Source organism: Pseudomonas monteilii (assembly GCA_001534745.1).
GTDB classification, from domain to species: domain Bacteria; phylum Pseudomonadota; class Gammaproteobacteria; order Pseudomonadales; family Pseudomonadaceae; genus Aquipseudomonas; species Aquipseudomonas alabamensis.
The window spans coordinates 4,024,732-4,048,728 of record CP013997.1 but is presented as its reverse complement, the minus strand read 5'-3'; the positions used below and the strand labels follow the sequence as shown (position 1 = coordinate 4,048,728).

17 protein-coding genes, 2 tRNA genes, 3 rRNA genes and 2 pseudogenes are annotated in these 23,997 nt (G+C 61.9%); 20 read left to right on the top strand and 4 right to left on the bottom strand.

The features are described 5' to 3' along the window. Window positions 1–67: 67 nt before the first annotated feature. Window positions 68–985 carry a LysR family transcriptional regulator gene (locus APT63_17330; GenBank protein AMA47235.1) on the bottom strand — a complete coding sequence of 306 codons (918 nt, stop codon included), beginning with the start codon at window positions 983–985 and terminating at the stop codon, window positions 68–70. A 115-nt stretch (window positions 986–1,100) separates the two neighbouring features. On the opposite strand from APT63_17330, the gene APT63_17325 reads away from it, so the two are divergent. Both APT63_17325 and APT63_17320 read left to right on the top strand, forming a co-directional pair. Beyond that, window positions 1,101–2,447, top strand: coding sequence for an omega amino acid--pyruvate aminotransferase (locus tag APT63_17325; protein ID AMA47234.1), 1,347 nt, complete (start codon window positions 1,101–1,103; stop codon window positions 2,445–2,447). A gap of 66 nt (window positions 2,448–2,513) precedes the next feature. Further along, window positions 2,514–4,007, top strand: coding sequence for a methylmalonate-semialdehyde dehydrogenase (locus tag APT63_17320; GenBank protein AMA47233.1), 1,494 nt, complete (start codon window positions 2,514–2,516; stop codon window positions 4,005–4,007). 42 nt (window positions 4,008–4,049) lie between these two features. Here the strand turns inward: APT63_17320 and APT63_17315 are convergent. Then, window positions 4,050–4,478: pseudogene (locus APT63_17315) on the bottom strand (hypothetical protein). A gap of 83 nt (window positions 4,479–4,561) precedes the next feature. Here APT63_17315 and APT63_17310 point away from each other — a divergent pair. The 8 genes from APT63_17310 (at window position 4,562) to APT63_17275 (ending at window position 13,420) form a co-directional block, all read left to right on the top strand. Beyond that, window positions 4,562–6,108 (top strand): 16S ribosomal RNA (locus APT63_17310). Between the two features lie 76 nt (window positions 6,109–6,184). Further along, a tRNA-Ile gene (locus tag APT63_17305) sits at window positions 6,185–6,261 on the top strand. A 31-nt stretch (window positions 6,262–6,292) separates the two neighbouring features. Continuing rightward, window positions 6,293–6,368: transfer RNA gene (locus tag APT63_17300), tRNA-Ala, on the top strand. Window positions 6,369–6,610: 242 nt separating this feature from the next. After that, window positions 6,611–9,523 (top strand): 23S ribosomal RNA (locus APT63_17295). Between the two features lie 115 nt (window positions 9,524–9,638). Beyond that, a 5S ribosomal RNA gene (gene rrf / locus APT63_17290) occupies window positions 9,639–9,754 on the top strand. Together the 16S, 23S and 5S rRNA genes with 2 tRNA genes alongside form the textbook arrangement of a ribosomal RNA operon. Window positions 9,755–9,857: 103 nt before the next feature. Continuing rightward, window positions 9,858–10,517 (top strand): paraquat-inducible protein A, encoded by a 660-nt coding sequence (locus APT63_17285; GenBank protein ID AMA47232.1) that lies wholly within the window; start codon window positions 9,858–9,860, stop codon window positions 10,515–10,517. Further along, on the top strand, window positions 10,504–11,127 hold the full coding sequence (locus APT63_17280) for a paraquat-inducible protein A (GenBank protein ID AMA47231.1): 624 nt from the start codon (window positions 10,504–10,506) through the stop codon (window positions 11,125–11,127). The genes APT63_17285 and APT63_17280 overlap by 14 nt, the downstream gene beginning before the upstream one ends. Further along, window positions 11,120–13,420 carry a mammalian cell entry protein gene (locus APT63_17275; GenBank protein ID AMA47230.1) on the top strand — a complete coding sequence of 767 codons (2,301 nt, stop codon included), beginning with the start codon at window positions 11,120–11,122 and terminating at the stop codon, window positions 13,418–13,420. The genes APT63_17280 and APT63_17275 overlap by 8 nt, the downstream gene beginning before the upstream one ends. Before the next feature lie 165 nt (window positions 13,421–13,585). Here APT63_17275 and APT63_17270 read toward each other — a convergent pair whose 3' ends face one another. Further along, on the bottom strand, window positions 13,586–13,858 hold the full coding sequence (locus APT63_17270; protein ID AMA47229.1) for a 30S ribosomal protein S20: 273 nt from the start codon (window positions 13,856–13,858) through the stop codon (window positions 13,586–13,588). A 251-nt stretch (window positions 13,859–14,109) separates the two neighbouring features. On the opposite strand from APT63_17270, the gene APT63_17265 reads away from it, so the two are divergent. From APT63_17265 to ispH, 6 genes are all read left to right on the top strand, one after another. Further along, window positions 14,110–15,648 (top strand): murein biosynthesis protein MurJ, encoded by a 1,539-nt coding sequence (locus APT63_17265; GenBank protein ID AMA47228.1) that lies wholly within the window; start codon window positions 14,110–14,112, stop codon window positions 15,646–15,648. A gap of 117 nt (window positions 15,649–15,765) precedes the next feature. Further along, window positions 15,766–16,716 carry a bifunctional riboflavin kinase/FMN adenylyltransferase gene (locus APT63_17260; protein AMA47227.1) on the top strand — a complete coding sequence of 317 codons (951 nt, stop codon included), beginning with the start codon at window positions 15,766–15,768 and terminating at the stop codon, window positions 16,714–16,716. Beyond that, window positions 16,713–19,544 carry an isoleucine--tRNA ligase gene (locus APT63_17255; protein ID AMA47226.1) on the top strand — a complete coding sequence of 944 codons (2,832 nt, stop codon included), beginning with the start codon at window positions 16,713–16,715 and terminating at the stop codon, window positions 19,542–19,544. The genes APT63_17260 and APT63_17255 overlap by 4 nt, the downstream gene beginning before the upstream one ends. Then, window positions 19,537–20,052 carry a signal peptidase II gene (locus tag APT63_17250; protein AMA47225.1) on the top strand — a complete coding sequence of 172 codons (516 nt, stop codon included), beginning with the start codon at window positions 19,537–19,539 and terminating at the stop codon, window positions 20,050–20,052. Before APT63_17255 ends, APT63_17250 begins: the two co-directional genes overlap by 8 nt. Beyond that, on the top strand, window positions 20,045–20,482 hold the full coding sequence (locus tag APT63_17245) for a peptidylprolyl isomerase (protein AMA47224.1): 438 nt from the start codon (window positions 20,045–20,047) through the stop codon (window positions 20,480–20,482). Before APT63_17250 ends, APT63_17245 begins: the two co-directional genes overlap by 8 nt. A 14-nt stretch (window positions 20,483–20,496) precedes the next feature. Further along, window positions 20,497–21,444 carry a 4-hydroxy-3-methylbut-2-enyl diphosphate reductase gene (ispH, locus tag APT63_17240; protein AMA47223.1) on the top strand — a complete coding sequence of 316 codons (948 nt, stop codon included), beginning with the start codon at window positions 20,497–20,499 and terminating at the stop codon, window positions 21,442–21,444. Here ispH and APT63_17235 read toward each other — a convergent pair whose 3' ends face one another. Continuing rightward, entirely contained in the window at window positions 21,445–21,912 is a 468-nt protein-coding gene (locus APT63_17235) for a hypothetical protein (GenBank protein ID AMA47935.1), read from the bottom strand. 141 nt (window positions 21,913–22,053) lie between these two features. Here APT63_17235 and APT63_17230 point away from each other — a divergent pair. The 4 genes and pseudogenes from APT63_17230 (at window position 22,054) to APT63_17215 (ending at window position 23,954) form a co-directional block, all read left to right on the top strand. Next, window positions 22,054–22,224 (top strand): annotated as a pseudogene (locus APT63_17230) (pilus assembly protein PilV). Window positions 22,225–22,412: 188 nt separating this feature from the next. Further along, entirely contained in the window at window positions 22,413–23,078 is a 666-nt protein-coding gene (locus APT63_17225) for a hypothetical protein (protein ID AMA47222.1), read from the top strand. Beyond that, window positions 23,075–23,554, top strand: a complete 480-nt coding sequence (locus APT63_17220; GenBank protein ID AMA47221.1) for a hypothetical protein — start codon at window positions 23,075–23,077, stop codon at window positions 23,552–23,554. Before APT63_17225 ends, APT63_17220 begins: the two co-directional genes overlap by 4 nt. Before the next feature lie 4 nt (window positions 23,555–23,558). Continuing rightward, window positions 23,559–23,954 (top strand): pilus assembly protein PilE, encoded by a 396-nt coding sequence (locus tag APT63_17215; GenBank protein AMA47220.1) that lies wholly within the window; start codon window positions 23,559–23,561, stop codon window positions 23,952–23,954. Window positions 23,955–23,997: the final 43 nt, after the last annotated feature.

The window sequence follows — 23,997 nt, the reverse complement described above, 5'->3', positions numbered from 1 at the left end:
GCGCTTCCCTACGAAAGGTGCGGATGACGAGGGGACAGAGTACCTGCCTGAGGCGATGTGACAAGTTTTAGCGTGTCGCCGCCAGACGTTCGAGGAAGCTTTCCACGACCAGGTTCGGGCGCCGTCCCTTGCGGGTGACCCAGCACAGGTTCAGGTCATGGAAACGCGAGGCTGACTTGAGCGCGCGCAGGCGTCCTTCCCTGACCCAGGTGTCGGCGTAATGTTCGGGCAGGTAGCCGATGTACCGCCCCGTGAGAATCAGGAAGGCCATGCCCTCGCGATCCGAGGCACTGGCCGTGCAGCGCAAGGCCTGGTAGCACGCCTGGATCTCCGCCGGCAGCCGGAAGGTCGGCGCCACGGCATCCTGGGCCTCGAGTCGGGCATCGTCGATCTGGGCATCGTCGGCATAGAACAGCGGGTGGCCCACGGCGCAGTACAGCAATGAGCGCTCGCTGTACAACGGCTGGTAGTCCAGCCCGGCGAGCGGATGGGTCTGGGGCACCACGCCTACGTGCAGACTGCCGGCGAGCACCCCTTGTTCGACTTCGCTGGGCGGGATCATGCGGATCTGTATGTGCACGTCCGGGCCGCGGTCCTTGAGTTCGGCCAGGGCATGGGTGATGCGCATGTGCGGCAGCGTGACCAGGTTGTCGGTGAGGCCAATGTTCAGTTCGCCGCGCAAATGCTGGTGCAGGCCGTTGACCTCGGTGCGGAAGGTTTCCAGGGCCGCCAGCAGTTGCAGGGACGACTGATAGACCTCGCGACCTTCCTCGGTCAGGGAGAATCCGGCCCGGCCTCGTTGGCACAGACGCAGGCCCAGGCGCTGTTCCAGGTCGTTCATGTGCTGGCTGATGGCTGAACGGCCGATGCCCAGCACGTTCTCGGCGGCGGAGAACCCGCCACATTCGACCACGCTGCGGTAGATCTTCAGCAGACGGATATCGAAGTCGCTGACCTGGGCCAGCACGTCGGGGCGACGGCTCATCTGTTTAGTGAACGCCTGACTGAAGGTTAGAAGCGAGGGGTTTTCCGAACTTTATCCGCGTGCCACCGTGGCTGCAACAACACCCCATCGCTGAACGAATCCGCGAGGCCCCCTGATGAACATGTTCGAGACTGCGCCGACAGGCGTCGCCAGCCAGCTCAAGCTGGATGCGCACTGGATGCCGTACACCGCCAACCGCAACTTCCAGCGCGATCCGCGGCTGATCGTGGCCGCCCAGGGCAACTACCTGACCGATGACAAGGGCCGGCAGATCTTCGATGCCCTGTCCGGTCTCTGGACCTGCGGCGCCGGGCACACTCGCCAGACCATCACCGAAGCCATCGCCCGGCAGGCCGGTGTGCTGGACTACTCGCCGGCCTTCCAGTTCGGTCATCCGCTGTCGTTCCAGCTGGCCGAGAAGATCGCCGAGCTGACCCCGGGCGACCTGGATCACGTCTTCTATACCAACTCGGGGTCCGAGTGCGCCGACACGGCGTTGAAGATGGTGCGTGCCTACTGGCGCCTGAAAGGGCAGGCCAGCAAGACCAAGATCATCGGGCGCGCCCGTGGCTACCATGGGGTGAACATCGCCGGCACGAGCCTGGGCGGGGTCAATGGCAACCGCAAGATGTTCGGCCAATTGCTGGACGTCGATCACCTGCCACACACGGTCTTGCCGGCCAACGTCTTCAGCCAGGGGCTGCCCGAGCAGGGTGGCATCGCCCTGGCCGACGAGATGCTCAAGCTGATCGAGCTGCACGATGCGTCGAACATCGCCGCGGTGATCGTCGAGCCGCTGGCCGGATCGGCAGGCGTTCTGCCGCCGCCCAAGGGCTACCTCAAGCGGCTGCGCGAGATCTGCACCCAGCACAACATCCTGCTGATCTTCGACGAGGTGATCACCGGCTTCGGGCGCATGGGGGCCATGACCGGCGCCGAGGCGTTCGACGTGACGCCCGACCTGATGTGCATCGCCAAGCAGGTCACCAATGGCGCGGTGCCGATGGGTGCGGTGGTCGCGCGGCAGGAGATCTACCAGACCTTCATGAGCCAGCCCACGCCGGAATACGCTGTGGAGTTCCCCCACGGCTACACCTACTCGGCGCATCCGCTGGCCTGCGCCGCCGGGCTGGCGACGCTGGACCTGCTGGAGCGCGAGAACCTGGTGCAGGCGGCCGCCGAGCTGGCCCCGCACTTCGAGCGCACGCTGCACGGCATCAAGGGCACCCGTCACGTGGTCGACATTCGCAACTACGGGTTGGCCGGCGCGATCCAGATCGCCCCGCGTGACGGCGATGCCATCGTGCGGCCGTTCGAGACTGCCATGAAGCTCTGGCAGGCTGGCTTCTACGTGCGCTATGGCGGCGACACCCTGCAGTTCGGCCCGACCTTCAACACGCAGCCGCACGAACTCGACCGTCTGTTCGATGCGGTGGGCGAGGCCCTCGCCCAGGTCGACTGACCGCCTGAATGCCACGCGCGGGCGTCGTCGCGACGCCCGCCGTCCCTTTTCTGACTGGAGTCTTGCATGAGCACTGTTCAGCACCTGATCAACGGTGAGCTGGTTTCCCACGGCGGGCGCACCGCCGATCTTTTCAATCCGTCCACCGGCCAGGTCATCGGCCAGGTCGAACTGGCCGATCGCGCGACCGTGCAGCAGGCGATCGACGCCGCCAAGGCCGCCTTCCCGGCCTGGCGCAATACACCTGCCGCCAAGCGCGCGCAGGTGATGTTCCGCTTCAAGCAATTGCTCGAGCAGCACGAGGCGGCCATCGCGCAGTTGATCAGCACCGAACATGGCAAGACCCTCGAAGATGCCGCCGGCGAGCTCAAGCGCGGTATCGAGAACGTGGAGTTCGCCTGCGCAGCACCGGAGATCCTCAAGGGCGAGTACAGCCGCAACGTGGGGCCGAACATCGATGCCTGGTCCGACTTCCAGCCACTGGGCATCGTCGCCGGGATCACGCCGTTCAACTTCCCGGCGATGGTGCCGCTGTGGATGTACCCCTTGGCCATCGTGTGTGGCAATGCCTTCATCCTCAAGCCGTCGGAGCGCGATCCCAGCTCGACGCTGTATATCGCACGTCTGTTGGAGGAGGCCGGGCTGCCCAAGGGCATCCTCAGCGTGGTCCATGGCGACAAGGACGCGGTCGATGCGCTGATCGAGGCGCCCGAGGTGAAAGCCTTGAGCTTCGTCGGTTCGACGCCCATCGCCGAGTACATCTATGCCGAGGGCACGCGTCGCGGCAAACGGGTACAGGCACTGGGCGGGGCGAAGAACCATGCAGTGCTGATGCCCGACGCCGAACTGGACAACGCCGTCAGTGCCTTGATGGGGGCGGCCTACGGGTCCTGTGGCGAGCGCTGCATGGCCATCTCGGTGGCGGTTTGTGTCGGGGATGCGATCGCCGATGCGCTGATCGCCAAGCTCGAACCGCAGATCAAGGCGCTGAAGATCGGGGCCGGAACCGCCTGTGGCCTGGACATGGGGCCGCTGGTGACCGCTGCGGCGCGCGACAAGGTCGTCGGCTACATCGATGAGGGGGTGGCCGCCGGGGCGCAACTGGTGGTGGACGGGCGTGGCTATCGTGTGGCGGGGCACGAAGAGGGGTACTTCGTCGGCGGGACGCTGTTCGACGGGGTGACCCCCAAGATGCGTATCTATAAAGAAGAGATCTTCGGACCGGTGCTGTGCGTGGTGCGCGTAGGCAGCCTGGAAGAGGCGCTGCAGCTGATCAATGCCCATGAGTACGGCAACGGCACCTGTATCTTCACCCGTGACGGTGAAGCGGCGCGGTTGTTCTGCGATGAGGTCGAGGTGGGCATGGTCGGGGTGAACGTACCGCTGCCGGTGCCGGTGTCCTACCACAGCTTCGGTGGCTGGAAGCGCTCGCTGTTCGGCGACCTGCATGCCTATGGTCCCGATGGCGTGCGCTTCTATACCCGGCGCAAGGCGATCACTCAGCGCTGGCCGCAGCGCAAGACCCACGAAGCGTCGCAGTTCGCCTTCCCGAGTCTGTGAGGCGTTGCGCAGGAAAGCGTCATGAGCGCTTTCCTGCGTCTTTCAAAGAAATGAAGGTTTTTTGAAATTAACGGTTGACGGGGTTTCAGATCCCCTTATAATGCGCACCACTTCCAACGCAGTCGGAACGATAAACGCCTTGTTAATCAACAGGTTGCGTGAATCGAAACGAAACTGGAAGGGCTTCGGTCCTGACCGGAAGCGGTGAAAAAAGGCAGTTGACAGCAGGTTGTAACGCTGTATGATTCGCCTCCCGCTTCGAGAGATCGCAGCGAGTCAAGTGGTTGAAGTTGTTAGGGTTTCCCGAAAAAAACTTCAAAATAAACGCTTGACACACAACGAGGACAGCGTAGAATGCGCGCCTCGGTTGAGACGAAAGCTTCTCAGCCAAACGCTCTTTAACAAATTGAATCAAGCAATTCGTGTGGGTGCTTGTGAGTTTGGACTGATAGTCACATAGATTATCAGCATCACAAGTGACACATGAGTAATCATAGTAGTCATTTGAGATTGCTGAGCCAAGTTTAGGGTTTCTTAAAAACCCAAGCAGTATTGAACTGAAGAGTTTGATCATGGCTCAGATTGAACGCTGGCGGCAGGCCTAACACATGCAAGTCGAGCGGATGACGGGAGCTTGCTCCTGAATTCAGCGGCGGACGGGTGAGTAATGCCTAGGAATCTGCCTGGTAGTGGGGGACAACGTTTCGAAAGGAACGCTAATACCGCATACGTCCTACGGGAGAAAGCAGGGGACCTTCGGGCCTTGCGCTATCAGATGAGCCTAGGTCGGATTAGCTAGTTGGTGAGGTAATGGCTCACCAAGGCGACGATCCGTAACTGGTCTGAGAGGATGATCAGTCACACTGGAACTGAGACACGGTCCAGACTCCTACGGGAGGCAGCAGTGGGGAATATTGGACAATGGGCGAAAGCCTGATCCAGCCATGCCGCGTGTGTGAAGAAGGTCTTCGGATTGTAAAGCACTTTAAGTTGGGAGGAAGGGTTGTAGATTAATACTCTGCAATTTTGACGTTACCGACAGAATAAGCACCGGCTAACTCTGTGCCAGCAGCCGCGGTAATACAGAGGGTGCAAGCGTTAATCGGAATTACTGGGCGTAAAGCGCGCGTAGGTGGTTTGTTAAGTTGGATGTGAAAGCCCCGGGCTCAACCTGGGAACTGCATCCAAAACTGGCAGGCTAGAGTACGGTAGAGGGTGGTGGAATTTCCTGTGTAGCGGTGAAATGCGTAGATATAGGAAGGAACACCAGTGGCGAAGGCGACCACCTGGACTGATACTGACACTGAGGTGCGAAAGCGTGGGGAGCAAACAGGATTAGATACCCTGGTAGTCCACGCCGTAAACGATGTCAACTAGCCGTTGGAATCCTTGAGATTTTAGTGGCGCAGCTAACGCATTAAGTTGACCGCCTGGGGAGTACGGCCGCAAGGTTAAAACTCAAATGAATTGACGGGGGCCCGCACAAGCGGTGGAGCATGTGGTTTAATTCGAAGCAACGCGAAGAACCTTACCAGGCCTTGACATGCAGAGAACTTTCCAGAGATGGATGGGTGCCTTCGGGAACTCTGACACAGGTGCTGCATGGCTGTCGTCAGCTCGTGTCGTGAGATGTTGGGTTAAGTCCCGTAACGAGCGCAACCCTTGTCCTTAGTTACCAGCACGTTATGGTGGGCACTCTAAGGAGACTGCCGGTGACAAACCGGAGGAAGGTGGGGATGACGTCAAGTCATCATGGCCCTTACGGCCTGGGCTACACACGTGCTACAATGGTCGGTACAGAGGGTTGCCAAGCCGCGAGGTGGAGCTAATCTCACAAAACCGATCGTAGTCCGGATCGCAGTCTGCAACTCGACTGCGTGAAGTCGGAATCGCTAGTAATCGCGAATCAGAATGTCGCGGTGAATACGTTCCCGGGCCTTGTACACACCGCCCGTCACACCATGGGAGTGGGTTGCACCAGAAGTAGCTAGTCTAACCTTCGGGAGGACGGTTACCACGGTGTGATTCATGACTGGGGTGAAGTCGTAACAAGGTAGCCGTAGGGGAACCTGCGGCTGGATCACCTCCTTAATCGACGACATCAGCCAGCTGATGAGCCCCCACACGAATTGCTTGATTCTTTGTACGAAGACGATGCTGTAACGCGACCCTGTTATAGGTCTGTAGCTCAGTTGGTTAGAGCGCACCCCTGATAAGGGTGAGGTCGGCAGTTCAAATCTGCCCAGACCTACCATTTCATGGTGCGGCTTGATGCTACGACACACGGGGCCATAGCTCAGCTGGGAGAGCGCCTGCCTTGCACGCAGGAGGTCAGCGGTTCGATCCCGCTTGGCTCCACCACTTCCATCGTCGCCGCTGTTCAGAACTTAGAAATGAACATTTGCAGCTTGAGGCTGTGAAATGTTGATTTCTGACTTTTGTCAGATCGTTCTTTAAAAATTCGGATATGTGATAGAAATAGACTGATGGCCACTTTCACTGGTGGTGATCAGGCTAAGGTAAAATTTGTGAGTTCTGCGCGAGAGCGCAACATGCGAATTTTCGGCGAATGTCGTCTTCACAGTATAACCAGATTGCTTGGGGTTATATGGTCAAGTGAAGAAGCGCATACGGTGGATGCCTTGGCAGTCAGAGGCGATGAAAGACGTGGTAGCCTGCGATAAGCTTTGGGGAGTCGGCAAACAGACTGTGATCCAGAGATCTCTGAATGGGGGAACCCACTCAGCACAAGCTGAGTATCCTGCACTGAATACATAGGTGCATGAGGCGAACCAGGGGAACTGAAACATCTAAGTACCCTGAGGAATAGAAATCAACCGAGATTCCCTTAGTAGTGGCGAGCGAACGGGGACCAGCCCTTAAGTTGGTTGAAGATTAGTGGAACGCTCTGGAAAGTGCGGCCATAGTGGGTGATAGCCCCGTACACGAAAATCTTCTTCCAATGAAATCGAGTAGGACGGAGCACGAGAAACTTTGTCTGAATATGGGGGGACCATCCTCCAAGGCTAAATACTACTGACTGACCGATAGTGAACCAGTACCGTGAGGGAAAGGCGAAAAGAACCCCGGAGAGGGGAGTGAAATAGAACCTGAAACCGTATGCGTACAAGCAGTGGGAGCCTACTTGTTAGGTGACTGCGTACCTTTTGTATAATGGGTCAGCGACTTATATTCAGTGGCGAGCTTAACCGAATAGGGGAGGCGTAGCGAAAGCGAGTCTTAATAGGGCGAACAGTCGCTGGGTATAGACCCGAAACCGGGCGATCTATCCATGGGCAGGTTGAAGGTTAGGTAACACTGACTGGAGGACCGAACCGACTACCGTTGAAAAGTTAGCGGATGACCTGTGGATCGGAGTGAAAGGCTAATCAAGCTCGGAGATAGCTGGTTCTCCTCGAAAGCTATTTAGGTAGCGCCTCATGTATCACTGCTGGGGGTAGAGCACTGTTTCGGCTAGGGGGTCATCCCGACTTACCAAACCGATGCAAACTCCGAATACCAGCAAGTGCCGAGCATGGGAGACACACGGCGGGTGCTAACGTCCGTCGTGAAAAGGGAAACAACCCAGACCGTCAGCTAAGGTCCCAAAGTCATGGTTAAGTGGGAAACGATGTGGGAAGGCTTAGACAGCTAGGAGGTTGGCTTAGAAGCAGCCACCCTTTAAAGAAAGCGTAATAGCTCACTAGTCGAGTCGGCCTGCGCGGAAGATGTAACGGGGCTCAAACCATGCACCGAAGCTACGGGTATCACCACTAGGTGATGCGGTAGAGGAGCGTTCTGTAAGCCTGTGAAGGTCAGTTGAGAAGCTGGCTGGAGGTATCAGAAGTGCGAATGCTGACATGAGTAACGACAATGGGAGTGAAAAACTCCCACGCCGAAAGACCAAGGTTTCCTGCGCAACGTTAATCGACGCAGGGTTAGTCGGTCCCTAAGGCGAGGCTGAAAAGCGTAGTCGATGGAAAACAGGTTAATATTCCTGTACTTCCGGTTATTGCGATGGAGGGACGGAGAAGGCTAGGCCAGCTTGGCGTTGGTTGTCCAAGTTTAAGGTGGTAGGCTGAGATCTTAGGCAAATCCGGGATCTCAAGGCCGAGAGCTGATGACGAGTTGCCTTTAGGCGACGAAGTGGTTGATGCCATGCTTCCAAGAAAAGCTCCTAAGCTTCAGATAATCGGGAACCGTACCCCAAACCGACACAGGTGGTTAGGTAGAGAATACCAAGGCGCTTGAGAGAACTCGGGTGAAGGAACTAGGCAAAATGGCACCGTAACTTCGGGAGAAGGTGCGCCGGCGAGGGTCAAGGACTTGCTCCGTAAGCCCATGCCGGTCGAAGATACCAGGCCGCTGCGACTGTTTATTAAAAACACAGCACTCTGCAAACACGAAAGTGGACGTATAGGGTGTGACGCCTGCCCGGTGCCGGAAGGTTAATTGATGGGGTTAGCGCAAGCGAAGCTCTTGATCGAAGCCCCGGTAAACGGCGGCCGTAACTATAACGGTCCTAAGGTAGCGAAATTCCTTGTCGGGTAAGTTCCGACCTGCACGAATGGCGTAACGATGGCGGCGCTGTCTCCACCCGAGACTCAGTGAAATTGAAATCGCTGTGAAGATGCAGTGTATCCGCGGCTAGACGGAAAGACCCCGTGAACCTTTACTATAGCTTTGCACTGGACTTTGAATTTGCTTGTGTAGGATAGGTGGGAGGCTTTGAAGCGTGGACGCCAGTCTGCGTGGAGCCATCCTTGAAATACCACCCTGGCAACTTTGAGGTTCTAACTCAGGTCCGTCATCCGGATCGAGGACAGTGTATGGTGGGTAGTTTGACTGGGGCGGTCTCCTCCCAAAGAGTAACGGAGGAGTACGAAGGTGCGCTCAGACCGGTCGGAAATCGGTCGTAGAGTATAAAGGCAAAAGCGCGCTTGACTGCGAGACCCACACGTCGAGCAGGTACGAAAGTAGGTCTTAGTGATCCGGTGGTTCTGTATGGAAGGGCCATCGCTCAACGGATAAAAGGTACTCCGGGGATAACAGGCTGATACCGCCCAAGAGTTCATATCGACGGCGGTGTTTGGCACCTCGATGTCGGCTCATCACATCCTGGGGCTGAAGCCGGTCCCAAGGGTATGGCTGTTCGCCATTTAAAGTGGTACGCGAGCTGGGTTTAGAACGTCGTGAGACAGTTCGGTCCCTATCTGCCGTGGACGTTTGAGATTTGAGAGGGGCTGCTCCTAGTACGAGAGGACCGGAGTGGACGAACCTCTGGTGTTCCGGTTGTCACGCCAGTGGCATTGCCGGGTAGCTATGTTCGGAAGAGATAACCGCTGAAAGCATCTAAGCGGGAAACTTGCCTCAAGATGAGATCTCACTGGGATCTTGAATCCCCTAAAGGGCCGTCGAAGACTACGACGTTGATAGGTTGGGTGTGTAAGCGCTGTGAGGCGTTGAGCTAACCAATACTAATTGCCCGTGAGGCTTGACCATATAACACCCAAGCAATCTGCCGAGCGCAGGTTGGGTGCGAAGACACACGAACCGAAAGTTCGCGAACACACAAAGATCACATATCCGAATTTGCTGGCCTGTCGATACGACGGTCCGGCTACCGAATTTCTTGGCGACCATAGAGCATTGGAACCACCTGATCCCTTCCCGAACTCAGTAGTGAAACGATGCATCGCCGATGGTAGTGTGGGGTTTCCCCATGTGAGAGTAGGTCATCGCCAAGATTCATTTCGCAAAACCCCTATCTGCGCATGCAGGTAGGGGTTTTGTCTTTTCCGTGGTCAGACCTCTAGAATAGAGCCGATCCCACCACCCAGACCTTACTCCATGCCCAGACCCGCCACCTCCGAATCGCTGGCACAACGCCCCCTGCAAGGGCTGGTCGCCTGCCATGAGTGTGACCTGTTGATGGAGAAGCCTGTCCTGGCGCCTGGCGAGAAGGCCCATTGTCCACGGTGCGGCTACGAGCTCTATGCCCACCGTCCCAATGTGGTCAACCGCAGCCTGGCCCTGGTGCTCACGGCGCTCCTGCTCTACATACCGGCCAATTTCCTGCCCATCATGAAGCTCCACGTGCTGGGGCAAAGCTCGGCCGACACCGTCTGGAACGGCGTGCTCGGTCTGTATGGCGCCGACATGATCGGGATCTCGATCGTGGTCTTCCTATGCAGCATGGCCATTCCCTTGGCGAAGCTGCTGTGTCAGCTGGCCGTGCTGTTGAGCATCCGGCTGAACGTCGCACGCGGTCACGGCCTGCTCTTCTATCGCCTCTACCATCACCTGCGCGACTGGGGCATGCTGGAGGTCTATTTCATGGGCGTGCTGGTGGCGGTGGTGAAGCTGGTCGACATGGCCGAAGTCACCGTCGGCTTCGGCCTGTTCTGTTTCATTGGCCTGTTGTTGGTTCAAGTGTGGCTGGAGGTGGTGATGTCGCCCCACCAGATCTGGACGGCCCTGTCGGGAGAAGATGAACATGCGGGCGATTGATGCAGGCATCCTGGTCTGCAATGAATGCCACGAACTCAATCCTCGTGATGACGATGACCCGAAACCGTTCTGTTCGCGGTGCGGTGCCTCGCTGCATGCCCGTCGACCTAACAGCATCGTGCGTACCTGGGCCTTGCTGATCACGGCGATGATTCTCTACATTCCGGCGAACGTGCTGCCGATCATGACGGTGAGCACGCTGGGGCAGGGCAGCCCGGACACCATCATGTCCGGTGTCATCACGCTCATGCAGCACGGGATGATTCCGATCGCGGCGGTGGTGTTCACCGCCAGTATCCTGGTACCGACTTTCAAGCTTGTGGGCATTGCTCTGCTGCTGTACTCGATCCAGCGTCATCAGCCACTGTCGGCCCGGCAGCGCATCATCATGTACCGCTTCATCGAATTCATCGGACGCTGGTCGATGCTGGACATCTTCGTCATTGCCATTCTGGTGGCCGTGGTGAATTTCGGTCGTATCGCCAATGTCGAACCCAACCTGGGCGCCGTCGCGTTTGCCGCGGTGGTGATCCTGACCATGTTTGCAGCCTTGACCTTCGATCCTCGGCTGATCTGGGACAACACGGAGTCGGACGACGACAATGACTGATTTGCCTAAGGCCAAGACTCGGCCTGCTTCCAACTGGTCGGCCATCTGGATCCTGCCCCTGATCGCCCTGGCGATCGGTGGCTGGCTGGCCTGGCAGGCCTACAGCCAGGCCGGTGTCCGCATCCAGGTGCGTTTCCAGACCGGTGAGGGGATCGTCGCCAACAAGACCGAGGTGTTCTACAAAGGCATGTCGGTCGGCAAGGTCGATTCGCTCGAGCTCGATACCGAGGGCCAGAACACCGGTGTCGTGGCGACCATCGAGATGAACAAGGAAGCCGAAGGGCACCTCACCACCGGTACACGCTTCTGGCTGGTCAAGCCCAGCGTCAGCCTGGCGGGCATCACCGGTCTCGAGACCCTGGTGTCGGGCAACTACATCGCGATCAGCCCTGGCGAGGGGGAGCCGACCAAGCGCTTCACGGCACTCGCCAAGGCGCCGCCCTTGTCCGACGACGAGCCTGGCCTGCACCTGACCTTGAAGGCCGATCGACTCGGGTCGCTGAACCGCGACAGCCCCGTGTTCTACAAGCAGATCCAGGTGGGCCGCGTGAAGAGCTACAAGCTCTCCGAGGATCAGGACACCGTCGAGGTGAAGGTCTTCATCGCGCCCGCTTACGCCAACCTGGTGCGCAAGCACACGCGCTTCTGGAACGCCAGCGGCATCAGCATCGATGCCAACCTGTCCGGGGTCAAGGTGCGCAGCGAGTCGCTGGCCAGCATCGTCGCCGGCGGCATCGCCTTCGCCACGCCCGAACACCGCAAGGACAGCCCGCCTACCGACCCCAGCCTGCCGTTCCGGCTCTATGACGACTACGACGCCGCTCAGGCGGGCATTCGCATCAAGCTCAAGCTGAACGACTACGAAGGCCTCCAGGCAGGCCGCACGCCCGTGATGTACAAGGGCATCCAGATCGGCTCGCTGAAGGCGTTGCGCATGGAGGACAACCTCACCAGCGCGACCGCCGACCTGACGCTGGACCCACTGGCCGAGGACTATCTGGTGGAGGGTACCCAGTTCTGGGTGGTCAAGCCGTCGATCTCCCTGGCGGGCATCACCGGCATCGAGGCCCTGGTCAAAGGCAACTACATTTCCTTCCGACCGGGTGAGAAGGGCGCCAAGCCCATGCGCGAGTTCGAGGCGCGTGCCAAGGCGCCGCCCCTGGACCTGCGCGCCCCGGGGCTGCACCTGGTGCTGTTCGCCGATGCCCTGGGCTCGCTGGATGTCGGTAGCCCGGTCACCTATCGCCAGGTCAAGGTCGGCAGTGTGCAGAGCTACCAGTTCGCCAAGAACAGCAACCGCATCCTGATCGGTGTGCACATCGAGAAGGAGTACGCCAACCTAGTCAACGGCTCGACCCGCTTCTGGAACGCCAGCGGCATCACGCTCACCGGCGGTCTGTCGGGCATCAAGATCAAGAGCGAGTCGCTGCAGAGCCTGATGGCCGGCGGCATCGCCTTCGATACGCCAAAGGCCAACGTGCCGCTCAAGCGGCATATCCCGCGCTTCCGCCTGCTCGAGAGTGAAGAGGCGGCCAACCGCAGTGGATCGCTGATCACCATCCGGGTCGACCGGGCCGACGGGCTCAAGCCAGGCGCCGCGATTCGCTACAAGGGGTTGGACGTCGGCAGTGTCGAGAGCGTGGACTTCACCAAGGACATGCAGGCGGTGCTGCTCAAGGCGCGCATCACCCAGGGGGCCGATCGCATCGCCCGGGCGGGGACGCAGTTCTGGGTGGTCAAGCCGGCCCTGGGCCTGGTGCGTACCGAGAACCTCGAGACCCTGGTCACCGGGCAGTACCTGGAGGTATTGCCGGCCACCAAGGACCGGGGCGCGCAGCAGGACTTCATCGCCCTGGCCCAGGCACCTGAATCACGCGAACCCGAACCCGGTCTGCCAATCACCTTGAGTGCGGCACGCAAAGGTTCGATCAAGCCGGGCGTGCCGGTCACCTACCGTGAAGTGCCGGTGGGCAAGGTCACCGGGTTCGAGCTGGGCCCGACCGCCGATCGCGTCCTGATCCACGTGCTGATCGAACCGCGCTACGCCTCGCTGGTGCACACGGGCAGTCGGTTCTGGAACAGCAGCGGCTTCGGCTTCGACTTCGGCTTGATCAAGGGCGCGACCATCCGCACCGAGTCCTTGCAGACCCTGATCGATGGCGGTGTCGCGTTCGCCACGCCCGAAGGCGAGCAGATGGGCAGCCAGGCACGCCCTCGTCAGACCTTCGCGCTGTTCGAGGAGCCCCAGGACGAATGGCTCAACTGGGCGCCGAAGATTCGGGTCGCCCAGTGATCGATACCTGCGCCGTGATGAATGCATCACGGCGCAGGTCAGGGTGCTGACCGCTGCAGGTGTAGTCGATTCGAATGTCCGACTCTTCCCCCGATAGCCTGGCCGAGGTTTGGTGCAGGCAATAAAAAACCGACCCTGAGGTCGGTTTTTGAACACGCGTATCGCTTAGGCTGCGGTCTTCAGCGCCTTGATGTGCGCGTTCAGACGGCCTTTGTGGCGAGCAGCCTTGTTCTTGTGGATGATGCCTTTGTCGGCCATACGGTCGATTACAGGCACAGCCAGGGTGTAGGCGGCTTGCGCTTTGTCAGCGTCTTTGGCGTCGATGGCCTTGACTACATTCTTGATGTAGGTACGGACCATGGAACGCAGGCTGGCGTTGTGGCTGCGACGCTTCTCAGCCTGTTTTGCACGTTTCTTGGCGGAAGGTGAGTTGGCCACCGTCGAGCTCCTCGAAAGACTTTAGGTAAATAGCAAACAAATAAGGCCGCGAATCATGCCGATCAGTAGAACGGATGTCAAGGCCGACTGCAGGGTTCCGCCGAATGGCACGGCATGTAGGAGGAAGATTCCTTTCTACGCCGCGATCTGTAAACTCGGTGGCTTTGATTCCCCTGCAAAAGCGCGCGGGAGTATCGCACATCCAGGCGTTGACTGGCAGCGCCCCTTGCCCCTGGCGTGAAATATTTTCGATGAATCTGCTCAAATCCCTGGCGGCCGTCAGCTCCATCACCATGATTTCACGGGTGCTGGGCTTCGTCCGCGACACCATCCTGGCCCGTATCTTTGGTGCGGGCGTGGCCACCGATGCGTTCTTCATCGCCTTCAAGCTGCCCAACCTGCTGCGCCGGATCTTTGCCGAAGGCGCCTTCTCCCAAGCCTTCGTGCCGATCCTCGCCGAGTACAAGACCCAGCAGGGCGAGGAGGCCACGCGGACCTTTGTGGCCTACGTCAGCGGCCTGCTCACTCTGGTGCTGGCCCTGGTCACGGCCGTGGGCATCCTGGCCGCGCCGTTCGTGGTCTGGATCACCGCACCCGGGTTCGTCGACAATGCCGAGAAGTACCAGCTGACTACCGACCTGCTGCGTGTGACCTTTCCTTATATATTGTTGATCTCGCTGTCCTCTCTGGTCGGTGCCATCCTCAATACCTGGAACCGCTTCTCGGTGCCGGCCTTCACGCCGACGCTGCTCAACGTCGCCATGATCGGCTTCGCCCTGTTCCTCACCCCTTACTTCGATCCACCCATCATGGCCCTGGCCTGGGGAGTACTGGCTGGCGGTCTGGCGCAGTTGCTGTACCAGCTTCCCGCCCTGAAGAAGATCGGCATGCTGGTGCTGCCGCGCCTGAACGTGCGCGACGCCGGCGTCTGGCGGGTGCTCAAGCAGATGCTGCCGGCGATACTCGGGGTGTCGGTCAGCCAGGTGTCGCTGATCATCAACACCATCTTCGCCTCGTTCCTGGTGGCCGGTTCGGTGTCATGGATGTACTACGCCGACCGGCTGATGGAGCTGCCATCGGGGGTGCTCGGCGTGGCACTGGGCACCATCCTGCTGCCCACTCTGGCCCGCACCTACGCCAACCGTGACCGTCACGAGTATTCGCGCATCCTCGACTGGGGCCTGCGGCTGTGCTTCCTGCTGGTGCTGCCCTGCACGCTGGGCCTGGCGCTGCTGGCCGAGCCCCTGACCGTGGCGCTGTTCCAGTACGGCAAGTTCGGCGCCCATGACGCTGCCATGACCCAGCAGGCACTGATCGCCTACTCGGTCGGTCTGCTGGCGATCATCCTGATCAAGGTGCTGGCGCCCGGCTTCTATGCCCAGCAGAACATTCGCACGCCGGTGAAGATCGCCCTCTTCACGCTGGTCGCCACGCAAGTGTTCAACCTGATCCTGATCGGTCCGTTGCAGCATGCGGGCCTGGCGCTGGCCATCAGCCTGGGCGCCTGCCTCAATGCCGGTCTGCTGTACTGGAAGCTGCGCAGCCAGCAGCTGTTCCAGCCGCAGCCCGGCTGGACGACGTTCCTGCTCAAGCTGGTCCTGGCCGTCGGGTTGATGGCCGCGGTGCTGATGGCCGGCCTGCACTGGATGCCGGCGTGGGAAGAGGGCAACATGGCCATGCGGCTGCTGCGACTGGGTGCGTTGATCTTCGCGGGCATGGTGACCTATTTCGGTTGCCTCTACCTGTGTGGTCTGCGCCCGCGTCAGTTCGTCCGCAAGGCCTTGCACTGAGGCCGCCGACGGTCAAACGTCGGTTTTTCCCGATCCCCGCCCTGGCGTTGCGCTGTTGCCTGTCACCGACGCCCGGGTGTGGTTATAATCGACCACTTTATGAGCAAGAAGCGCGCTATGCAGCTGGTTCGAGGTCTTTACAACCTACGCCCCGAGCATCGGGGCTGCGTCGCCACCATTGGCAACTTCGATGGCGTTCACCGCGGCCACCAGGCGATCCTGGCGCGTCTGCGCGAGCGCGGCCAGGCCATGGGCCTGCCGACGTGCGTGGTGGTCTTCGAGCCGCAGCCACGCGAATACTTCGCGCCGGACAGCGCGCCGCCCCGGCTGTCGCGGTTGCGCGACAAGCTCGCGCTGCTGACCGAGGCGGGCATCGACCGCGTGCTGTGCCTGCCCTTCAATCGCCGGCTCAGCCAGCTCGATGCCCGCCAGTTCGTCGAGGCCATTCTGGTCGACGGGCTCGGCGCACGGCACGTGGAAGTCGGGGACGATTTCCGCTTCGGCTGCGACCGGGCCGGTGACTTCGATTTCCTGGTCGAGGCCGGGCGGCGTCACGGGTTCAGCGTCGAGGCCGCCGAGACCATCGAACAGGATGGCGTGCGGGTCAGCAGCACGCAGGTGCGCAAGGCGCTGGCCGCCGGGGACTTCGAGCTGGCCGCGCGCATGCTCGGGCGCCCCTACCAGATCAGCGGGCGCGTGTTGCATGGCCAGAAGCTGGCGCGCCAGCTGGGCTGGCCCACCGCCAACGTCCAGCTCAAGCGTCGTCGCGTCCCGCTCGTCGGGGTCTACCTGACCAGCGCGATGATCGATGGCAAGGCCTGGCCCGGGGTCGCCAACATCGGGGTGCGCCCCTCCGTCGCCGGTGACGGTCGTCCTCACCTGGAAATTCACTTGCTCGACTATGCCGGCGATCTCTATGGCCGGCGCCTGACGGTGGAATTCCACCACAAGCTGCGTGAAGAGCAGCGTTTCGCCTCCCTGGAGGCGCTCAAGTCGGCGATCGATGCGGATGTCGCCGCCGCACGTGCCCACTGGCACGCTCAACCGCTAACCAAGAGCCTGAAATGACCGACTACAAAGCCACGCTAAACCTTCCGGACTCCGCCTTCCCCATGAAGGCCGGCCTGCCCCAGCGCGAACCGCAGATCCTGCAGCGCTGGGACAGCATTGGCCTGTACCGGAAGCTGCGCGAAATTGGCAAGGACCGTCCCACGTTCGTCCTGCACGACGGTCCGCCCTATGCCAACGGCAAGATCCACATCGGTCATGCGCTGAACAAGATCCTCAAGGACATGATCGTGCGCTCCAAGACCCTGTCGGGCTTCGACGCACCCTACGTGCCTGGCTGGGACTGCCACGGCCTGCCGATCGAGCACAAGGTCGAGGTCACCCACGGCAAGCACCTGAGCCCGGACCAGACCCGCGAGCTGTGCCGCGCCTACGCCGCCGAGCAGATCGAAGGGCAGAAGACCGAGTTCATTCGCCTGGGCGTACTGGGCGATTGGGACAACCCCTACAAGACCATGGACTTCGCCAACGAAGCCGGCGAGATCCGCGCGTTGGCCGAAATGGTCAGGCATGGCTTCGTGTTCAAGGGCCTCAAGCCGGTGAACTGGTGCTTCGACTGCGGTTCGGCGCTGGCTGAGGCCGAAGTCGAGTACGCCGACAAGAAGTCGCAGACCATCGACGTGGCGTTCCCGATCGCCGATGCCGACAAGCTGGCCGCCGCGTTCGGGCAGGCCAGCCTGGCCAAGCCGGCCGCCATCGTGATCTGGACCACCACCCCCTGGACCATCCCGGCCAACCAGGCGCTGAACGTGCATCCGGAATTCAGCTACGCGCTGGTCGATACCGGTGAGCGCCTGCTGGTGCTGGCCGAAGAGCTGGTCGAGACCTGCCTCAAGCGCTGGGGCCTGGAAGGCACCGTGCTGGCGACCGCGCCTGGTTCGGCGCTGGAGCTGGTCAACTTCCGTCATCCGTTCTACGAGCGCCTGTCGCCGGTGTACCTGGCCGACTACGTCGAGCTGGGCGCTGGTACCGGCGTGGTCCACTCCGCACCGGCCTACGGTGAAGACGACTTCGTGACCTGCAAGCGGTATGGCATGGTCAACGACGACATTCTCACACCGGTGCAGAGCAATGGCGTCTACGCGCCGTCGCTGGAATTCTTCGGCGGCCAGTTCATCTGGAAGGCCAACCCGGCGATCGTCGAGAAGCTGGCCGAAGTGGGCGCACTGCTGCACACCGAAACCATCACCCACAGCTACATGCACTGCTGGCGCCACAAGACCCCGCTGATCTACCGCGCCACCGCGCAGTGGTTCGTCGGCATGGACAAGCAGCCGGACAATGGCGCACCGCTGCGCGAGCGCGCCCTGGCGGCCATCGAACAGACCAAGTTCGTACCGGCCTGGGGCCAGGCGCGGCTGCACGCGATGATCGCCAACCGTCCGGACTGGTGCATCTCGCGTCAGCGCAACTGGGGTGTGCCGATTCCGTTCTTCCTCGACAAGCAGACCGGTGAGCTGCACCCGCGCACCGTCGAGCTGATGGAAGAAGTGGCCAAGCGCGTCGAACAGCAGGGCATCGAGGCCTGGTTCAAGCTGGACGCCGCCGAGCTGCTGGGCGACGAGGCCGCGCAGTACGACAAGATCACCGACACCCTCGACGTCTGGTTCGACTCCGGCACCACCCACTGGCACGTGCTGCGTGGCTCCCACGACATCGGTCACTCCACTGGCCCGCGTGCCGACCTGTACCTGGAAGGGTCCGACCAGCACCGTGGCTGGTTCCATTCCTCGCTGCTGACCGGCTGCGCGATCGACAACCACGCGCCGTACCGCGAACTGCTCACCCACGGCTTCACCGTGGACGAGAACGGCCGCAAGATGTCCAAGTCGCTGGGCAACACCATCGAGCCGCAGAAGGTCAACGACACCCTGGGGGCCGACATCCTGCGCCTGTGGGTCTCGGCCACCGACTATTCCGGCGAAATGGCGGTTTCCGAGCAGATCCTGCAGCGCAGCGCCGACGCCTACCGGCGGATCCGCAACACCGCGCGCTTCCTGCTTTCCAACCTGACCGGCTTCGACCCGGCCAAGGACCTGCTGGCGCCTGAAGACATGCTGGCGCTGGACCGCTGGGCGGTCGACCGCACCTTGCTGCTGCAGCGCGAGCTGGAAGAGCACTACGGCGAGTACCGGTTCTGGAACGTCTACTCCAAGATCCACAACTTCTGCGTGCAGGAGCTGGGCGGCTTCTACCTGGACATCATCAAGGACCGCCAGTACACCACCGGCACCAACAGTGTCGCGCGCCGTTCGTGCCAGACCGCGCTGTACCACATCAGCGAGGCCCTGGTGCGCTGGATCGCCCCGATCCTGGCGTTCACCGCCGACGAGATCTGGCAGTACCTGCCGGGCGAGCGCAACGAATCGGTGATGCTCAACACCTGGTACGAAGGCCTGAGCGAGCTGCCCCAGGACAGCGAGTTCGATCGCGCCTACTGGGACCGCATCATGGCGGTGAAGGCTGCGGTCAACAAGGAGCTGGAGAACCAGCGTGCGGCCAAGGCCATCGGTGGCAACCTGCAGGCCGAAGTCACCCTGTTCGCCGACGAGCGTTTGAGCGGCGACCTCGACAAGCTGGGCAACGAATTGCGCTTCGTGTTGATCACCTCGGCCGCCAGCGTGGTGCCGTTCGTCCAGGCGCCGGCCGAGGCCGTGGTGACCGAGGTCGAAGGGCTCAAGCTCAAGGTGGTCAAGTCCGGCCATACCAAGTGCGCGCGTTGCTGGCACTTCCGTGCCGACGTCGGCAGCCATCCGGAACACCCGGAAATCTGCGCCCGTTGCGCCGACAACATCAGCGGCGCTGGCGAGGTACGTCACTATGCCTAACCCAGGTGCGGGGCGCTTCGGGCGCCTTGGCTGGCTCTGGCTGAGCGTGGTGGTCGTGGTCCTCGACCAGGTCACCAAGCTCTACTTCAACAGCGCCTTGGCCGATGGCCGTGAGATCACGGTCATCCCCAACCTGTTGAGCTGGCTGCTGGCCTACAACTACGGTGCGGCGTTCAGCTTCCTGGCCGATGGTGCGGGGTGGCAGCGCTGGCTGTTCGCCCTGATCGCCGTGGTGGTGAGCGCGGTGCTGGTGGTCTGGCTCAAGCGGCTGGGGCGCGGCGAGACCTGGCTGGCCATCGCCCTGGCGCTGGTGCTCGGCGGTGCGCTGGGCAACCTGTACGACCGCATGGCCCACGGCCACGTCATCGACTTCATCTTCGTGCACTGGAAAGACATCTGGCGCTTCCCGGTCTTCAACATCGCGGACTGTGCCATCACCGTCGGTGCGATCATGCTGGCGCTCGACATGTTCAAGAGCCGCAAGGCGGAGGAGCCTGCCCATGACTGAAACACGCATCGGTCAGAACACCGAAGTGACGCTTCACTTCGCGCTGCACCTGGAAAACGGCGACACCGTCGACAGCACCTTCGACAAGGCCCCGGCCACGTTCACGGTCGGTGACGGCAACCTGCTGCCAGGCTTCGAAGCGGCCCTGTTCGGCTTCAAGGCCGGCGACCGTCGCAGCCTGAGCATCGCGCCGGAGAGTGCCTTCGGTCAGCCCAACCCACAGAACGTGCAGGTCATGCCACGCTCGCAGTTCACCGACATGGAACTGTCGGAAGGGCTGCTGGTGATCTTCAACGACGCGGCCAACACGGAGCTGCCGGGCGTGGTCAAGCAGTTCGACGACGATCAGGTCACCATCGACTTCAACCATCCACTGGCTGGCAAGACCCTCAACTTCGAGGTGGAAATCCTCGAGGTGAAGGCCCTGTAAGCACGGAGCCGACCATGCAAATCAAACTCGCCAACCCGCGCGGCTTCTGTGCCGGGGTGGACCGGGCGATCGAAATCGTCAACCGTGCCCTGGAAGTCTTCGGGCCACCGATCTACGTGCGCCACGAAGTGGTGCACAACAAGTTCGTGGTCGAAGACCTGCGCGCGCGCGGTGCCATCTTCGTCGAGGAACTCGACCAGGTGCCGGACGACGTCATCGTCATCTTCAGCGCCCACGGCGTCTCCCAGGCCGTGCGCCAGGAGGCCGCCGGGCGTGGGCTCAAAGTCTTCGACGCCACCTGCCCGCTGGTCACCAAGGTGCACATCGAGGTCGCCAAGTACAGCCGTGACGGTCGCGAATGCATCCTCATCGGCCATGCCGGGCACCCGGAAGTCGAAGGCACCATGGGCCAGTACGACGACAGTAACGGCGGCTCGATCTACCTGGTCGAGGACGAAGACGACGTCGCGCGCATGCAGGTGCGCGATCCCGACAACCTGGCGTTCGTCACCCAGACCACGCTGTCGATGGACGACACCAGCCGGGTGATCGATGCGCTGCGTGCGCGCTTCCCGAACATCGGTGGCCCGCGCAAGGACGATATCTGCTACGCCACCCAGAACCGCCAGGACGCGGTCAAGCAGCTGGCCGACGAGTCGGACGTGGTGCTGGTGGTGGGCAGCCCGAACAGTTCCAACTCCAATCGCCTGCGCGAGCTGGCCGAGCGGATGGGCACGCCTGCCTACCTGATCGACGGTGCCGAAGACCTCCAGCGCAGCTGGTTCGACGGCATCACCCGTGTCGGTATCACCGCCGGTGCCTCGGCGCCCGAGGTGCTGGTGCGCGGGGTGATCGAGCAGCTGCGCGCCTGGGGCGCGACCGGTGCTGACGAACTCGACGGGCGTCCGGAGAACGTCACCTTCTCCATGCCCAAGGAGTTGCGCGTCCGTTCGCTGATCTGATCAGCCGCCTGCGCAGCGGGGTTCCGCCAGGTCCTCGGTGCGCAGGCTGATACGGCCGCTGCTGGCCCAGACCACCTGGTGCCGGCTTCGACCGGTCTGGGCATCGCACACATGGAAGGTGCCGTTGCGCAGCGTTCCATGGCCCGCCAGGGGCATGCCCTGGGCACTGAAGCGAACCTCACGCCGTGTCGTACCGACGATGGCCACCTGCGCCCGCGAGCCGAAGCGTTGTTCGCGCAGGACCTGCCCGTCCTGCACGCGGATGACCTGCCAGCCGGCGTTCCACGCCGTCCCCCATGGCCTTAGCGCCATCACCTCGCCTTGCAACAACGCCTGCCCCCGTGCCAGTCGCAACGCCTGAGCCAGCTCCCGGGCCAGCCTCGCCCGATGCAGCTCATCGCCCATGGTGCGGTAGGCATTCAGGCTCACCTGTGTCAGCACGCCGGCCAAGGCCAGGGCCAACATGATTTGTATCAGTGTTGCTCCACGTTGCATCACCGTGCATTCCTCCCTGGACGTGCTTGGCTATAGCTTCCAGCGGGATACGTTTCACGGCCAGTCGGTCAGGGCATCGGCGGGCGAGGGAAAAGGACACGGGAGCGCGCAGGGATGCGATCGACACAGCGGGGGATGACATTCTGGGAAGTGCTGGTGGCCGGTGGCGTCATCAGCGTGGGCGTGTTCGCGGCGGCAGGCTTCCAGTGGCGGGCGTTGCAGGCGGCCGATCTGGCCCGTCGCGACAGTCAGGCCGTGCAGCTGGCGCACGGGCTGCTGGAGCGCAGTCGCCTGACCGGCGCGCTCGAACCCCATGAGCGCGCCGCCTGGCTGACCCAGCTCGAGGACCTACTGGGGCCGGATACGACCGGGGAGGCCCGTGCGGTCGGTGGGGTGCTGACCGTGCAGATCCGTCGGCCCGACCCTGCCGGTCTGACACCACAGGTCATCGAGCTGCGCGGACGGTTGGCGCGGTGAACCGGGCACAGAGCGGTTTCGGCCTGCTGGAGAGCATACTGGCCCTGGCCCTGGGTGCATTGTTGCTGACGGCGGCCAGCCAGGTGTTCGTCTCGGCCTACCGAGCCTGGCAACTGCAGGAGGCCAGCGTGCGTCTGTCGGATGATGCGCGTGTGGTGCTGCAACACATGGCGCGGGACATTCGCATGGTAGGCGCCTATGGATGTCTGCGGCAGGAAGCCATGGCCTTCGAGTCGCCTGGGAGTGCCCAGGCATTCGCCAGACCTGTGCAGATCACCCGTGCACCGGATGGCACCTTGGCCAGCCTGAGCCTGCTCACGGGCGACCGGGCGGGGTCGCCCGGCAGCGCCGACTGGACCGTGCTCACGGATTGCCGGCAGTGGGCGAGGGTGGTCGCAGGTACTCCGCCGGGTCCGCCCAAGAGCATGGCCTTCGGTGTCCGTCGGCAGGTCTATCAGGTCCACGGCACCACGCTGCGCCTGAGCAGCGGGGGGAGTACGCAGCCGCTGCTCGATCACGTCCAGGCGTTGCACCTCGACGCCGTGCACCACGGCAACCAGATCCGGCTCGACCTGCGCCTGACGTTGTTCGAGCCCACCATGCAGGTCAGGCAGCAGCACGCCTTGAGCGTCACGTTGCGCAATGCGGTGCCCAGGCCATGAGCCGGCAACGGGGTGTCGTCCTGCTCGCCGGGCTGGCGCTGACCCTGCTGCTGGGCATGGTGTCCGCCGCGGCCCTGCGCGAAGCGCTGTTGGAGACGCACCAGGCCGGTGATCTGCTGGCGCAGGTGCGTGCCTTCGAACAGGCCGAGGCTGCCCTGTTGGCCGGTGCCGAGGCGCTACGCCTGGTGCCACCCGCGCTGTGTCTGGACTGCCTGCCGCCGGCATGGCCCGAGCGCTCGGGCGACGACCTGGAGGGCTGGGCCCGTACGGCCGAAGGCTTTTACCAGGTGCAGAACCTCGGCCTCACCACGCTCGCCGCGCAGTTGCCAGAGGGAACGCCCGCGACGCTGTTCCGGATCACTGCCCTGAACCGGCATGCCGCGGTCCAGCAGGTCATCGAGGCCCTCTACGCCGTGCCGGTGCAGGCGCCGCAGACAGCCGTGCGCGTGCTGTGGCGACAACGATTCAAGGAGTGATGACATGCAGCAAGGAAACAGCCTGATCGAGCTGTTGATTGTGCTGGCGGTGATCGGCATGCTGGCGGCCGTTGCCTTGCCTGCCTACGATGAGCCGCTCAAGCAGGCGGCGCGTACGGAGGCGGTGGGTCTGTTGCACGACGTGGCCTTGCGCCTCGAACAGCACCGCGTCCGGCATGGCCGGTACGACGAGCCGCCGCCTGAGAGGCCATGGCCGACCGGCACCCGCCATTACCGCCTGACGGTAGGTCTCGATGCGACCACCTATCGGCTGACCGCCGAACGTGCCCCGGGCGGTCGGTTCGCGCACGACCCGTGCGGCGATTTTCAGCTCGATCAGGCGGGGCGTCGCGAGAATCGGGGCGGGCAGTTGCCGGTCGAGGTCTGCTGGGGCAATTGAAGACGAGGGCGTCGATGGGCGTCATGGCTTACTTGGACGGTTG

Bases quoted from the DNA above. Each gene is read 5' to 3' on its own strand.
- APT63_17285 (AMA47232.1), top strand. From the start codon at position 9,858: ATGCCCAGACCCGCCACCTCCGAATCGCTGGCACAACGCCCCCTGCAA.
- APT63_17245 (AMA47224.1), top strand. From the start codon at position 20,045: ATGACTGAAACACGCATCGGTCAGAACACCGAAGTGACGCTTCACTTC.
- APT63_17215 (AMA47220.1), top strand. From the start codon at position 23,559: ATGCAGCAAGGAAACAGCCTGATCGAGCTGTTGATTGTGCTGGCGGTG.
- APT63_17280 (AMA47231.1), top strand. From the start codon at position 10,504: ATGCGGGCGATTGATGCAGGCATCCTGGTCTGCAATGAATGCCACGAA.
- APT63_17275 (AMA47230.1), top strand. From the start codon at position 11,120: ATGACTGATTTGCCTAAGGCCAAGACTCGGCCTGCTTCCAACTGGTCG.
- ispH (AMA47223.1), top strand. From the start codon at position 20,497: ATGCAAATCAAACTCGCCAACCCGCGCGGCTTCTGTGCCGGGGTGGAC.
- APT63_17220 (AMA47221.1), top strand. From the start codon at position 23,075: ATGAGCCGGCAACGGGGTGTCGTCCTGCTCGCCGGGCTGGCGCTGACC.
- APT63_17255 (AMA47226.1), top strand. From the start codon at position 16,713: ATGACCGACTACAAAGCCACGCTAAACCTTCCGGACTCCGCCTTCCCC.
- APT63_17330 (AMA47235.1), bottom strand. From the start codon at position 985: ATGAGCCGTCGCCCCGACGTGCTGGCCCAGGTCAGCGACTTCGATATC.
- APT63_17325 (AMA47234.1), top strand. From the start codon at position 1,101: ATGAACATGTTCGAGACTGCGCCGACAGGCGTCGCCAGCCAGCTCAAG.
- APT63_17260 (AMA47227.1), top strand. From the start codon at position 15,766: ATGCAGCTGGTTCGAGGTCTTTACAACCTACGCCCCGAGCATCGGGGC.
- APT63_17265 (AMA47228.1), top strand. From the start codon at position 14,110: ATGAATCTGCTCAAATCCCTGGCGGCCGTCAGCTCCATCACCATGATT.
- APT63_17250 (AMA47225.1), top strand. From the start codon at position 19,537: ATGCCTAACCCAGGTGCGGGGCGCTTCGGGCGCCTTGGCTGGCTCTGG.
- APT63_17320 (AMA47233.1), top strand. From the start codon at position 2,514: ATGAGCACTGTTCAGCACCTGATCAACGGTGAGCTGGTTTCCCACGGC.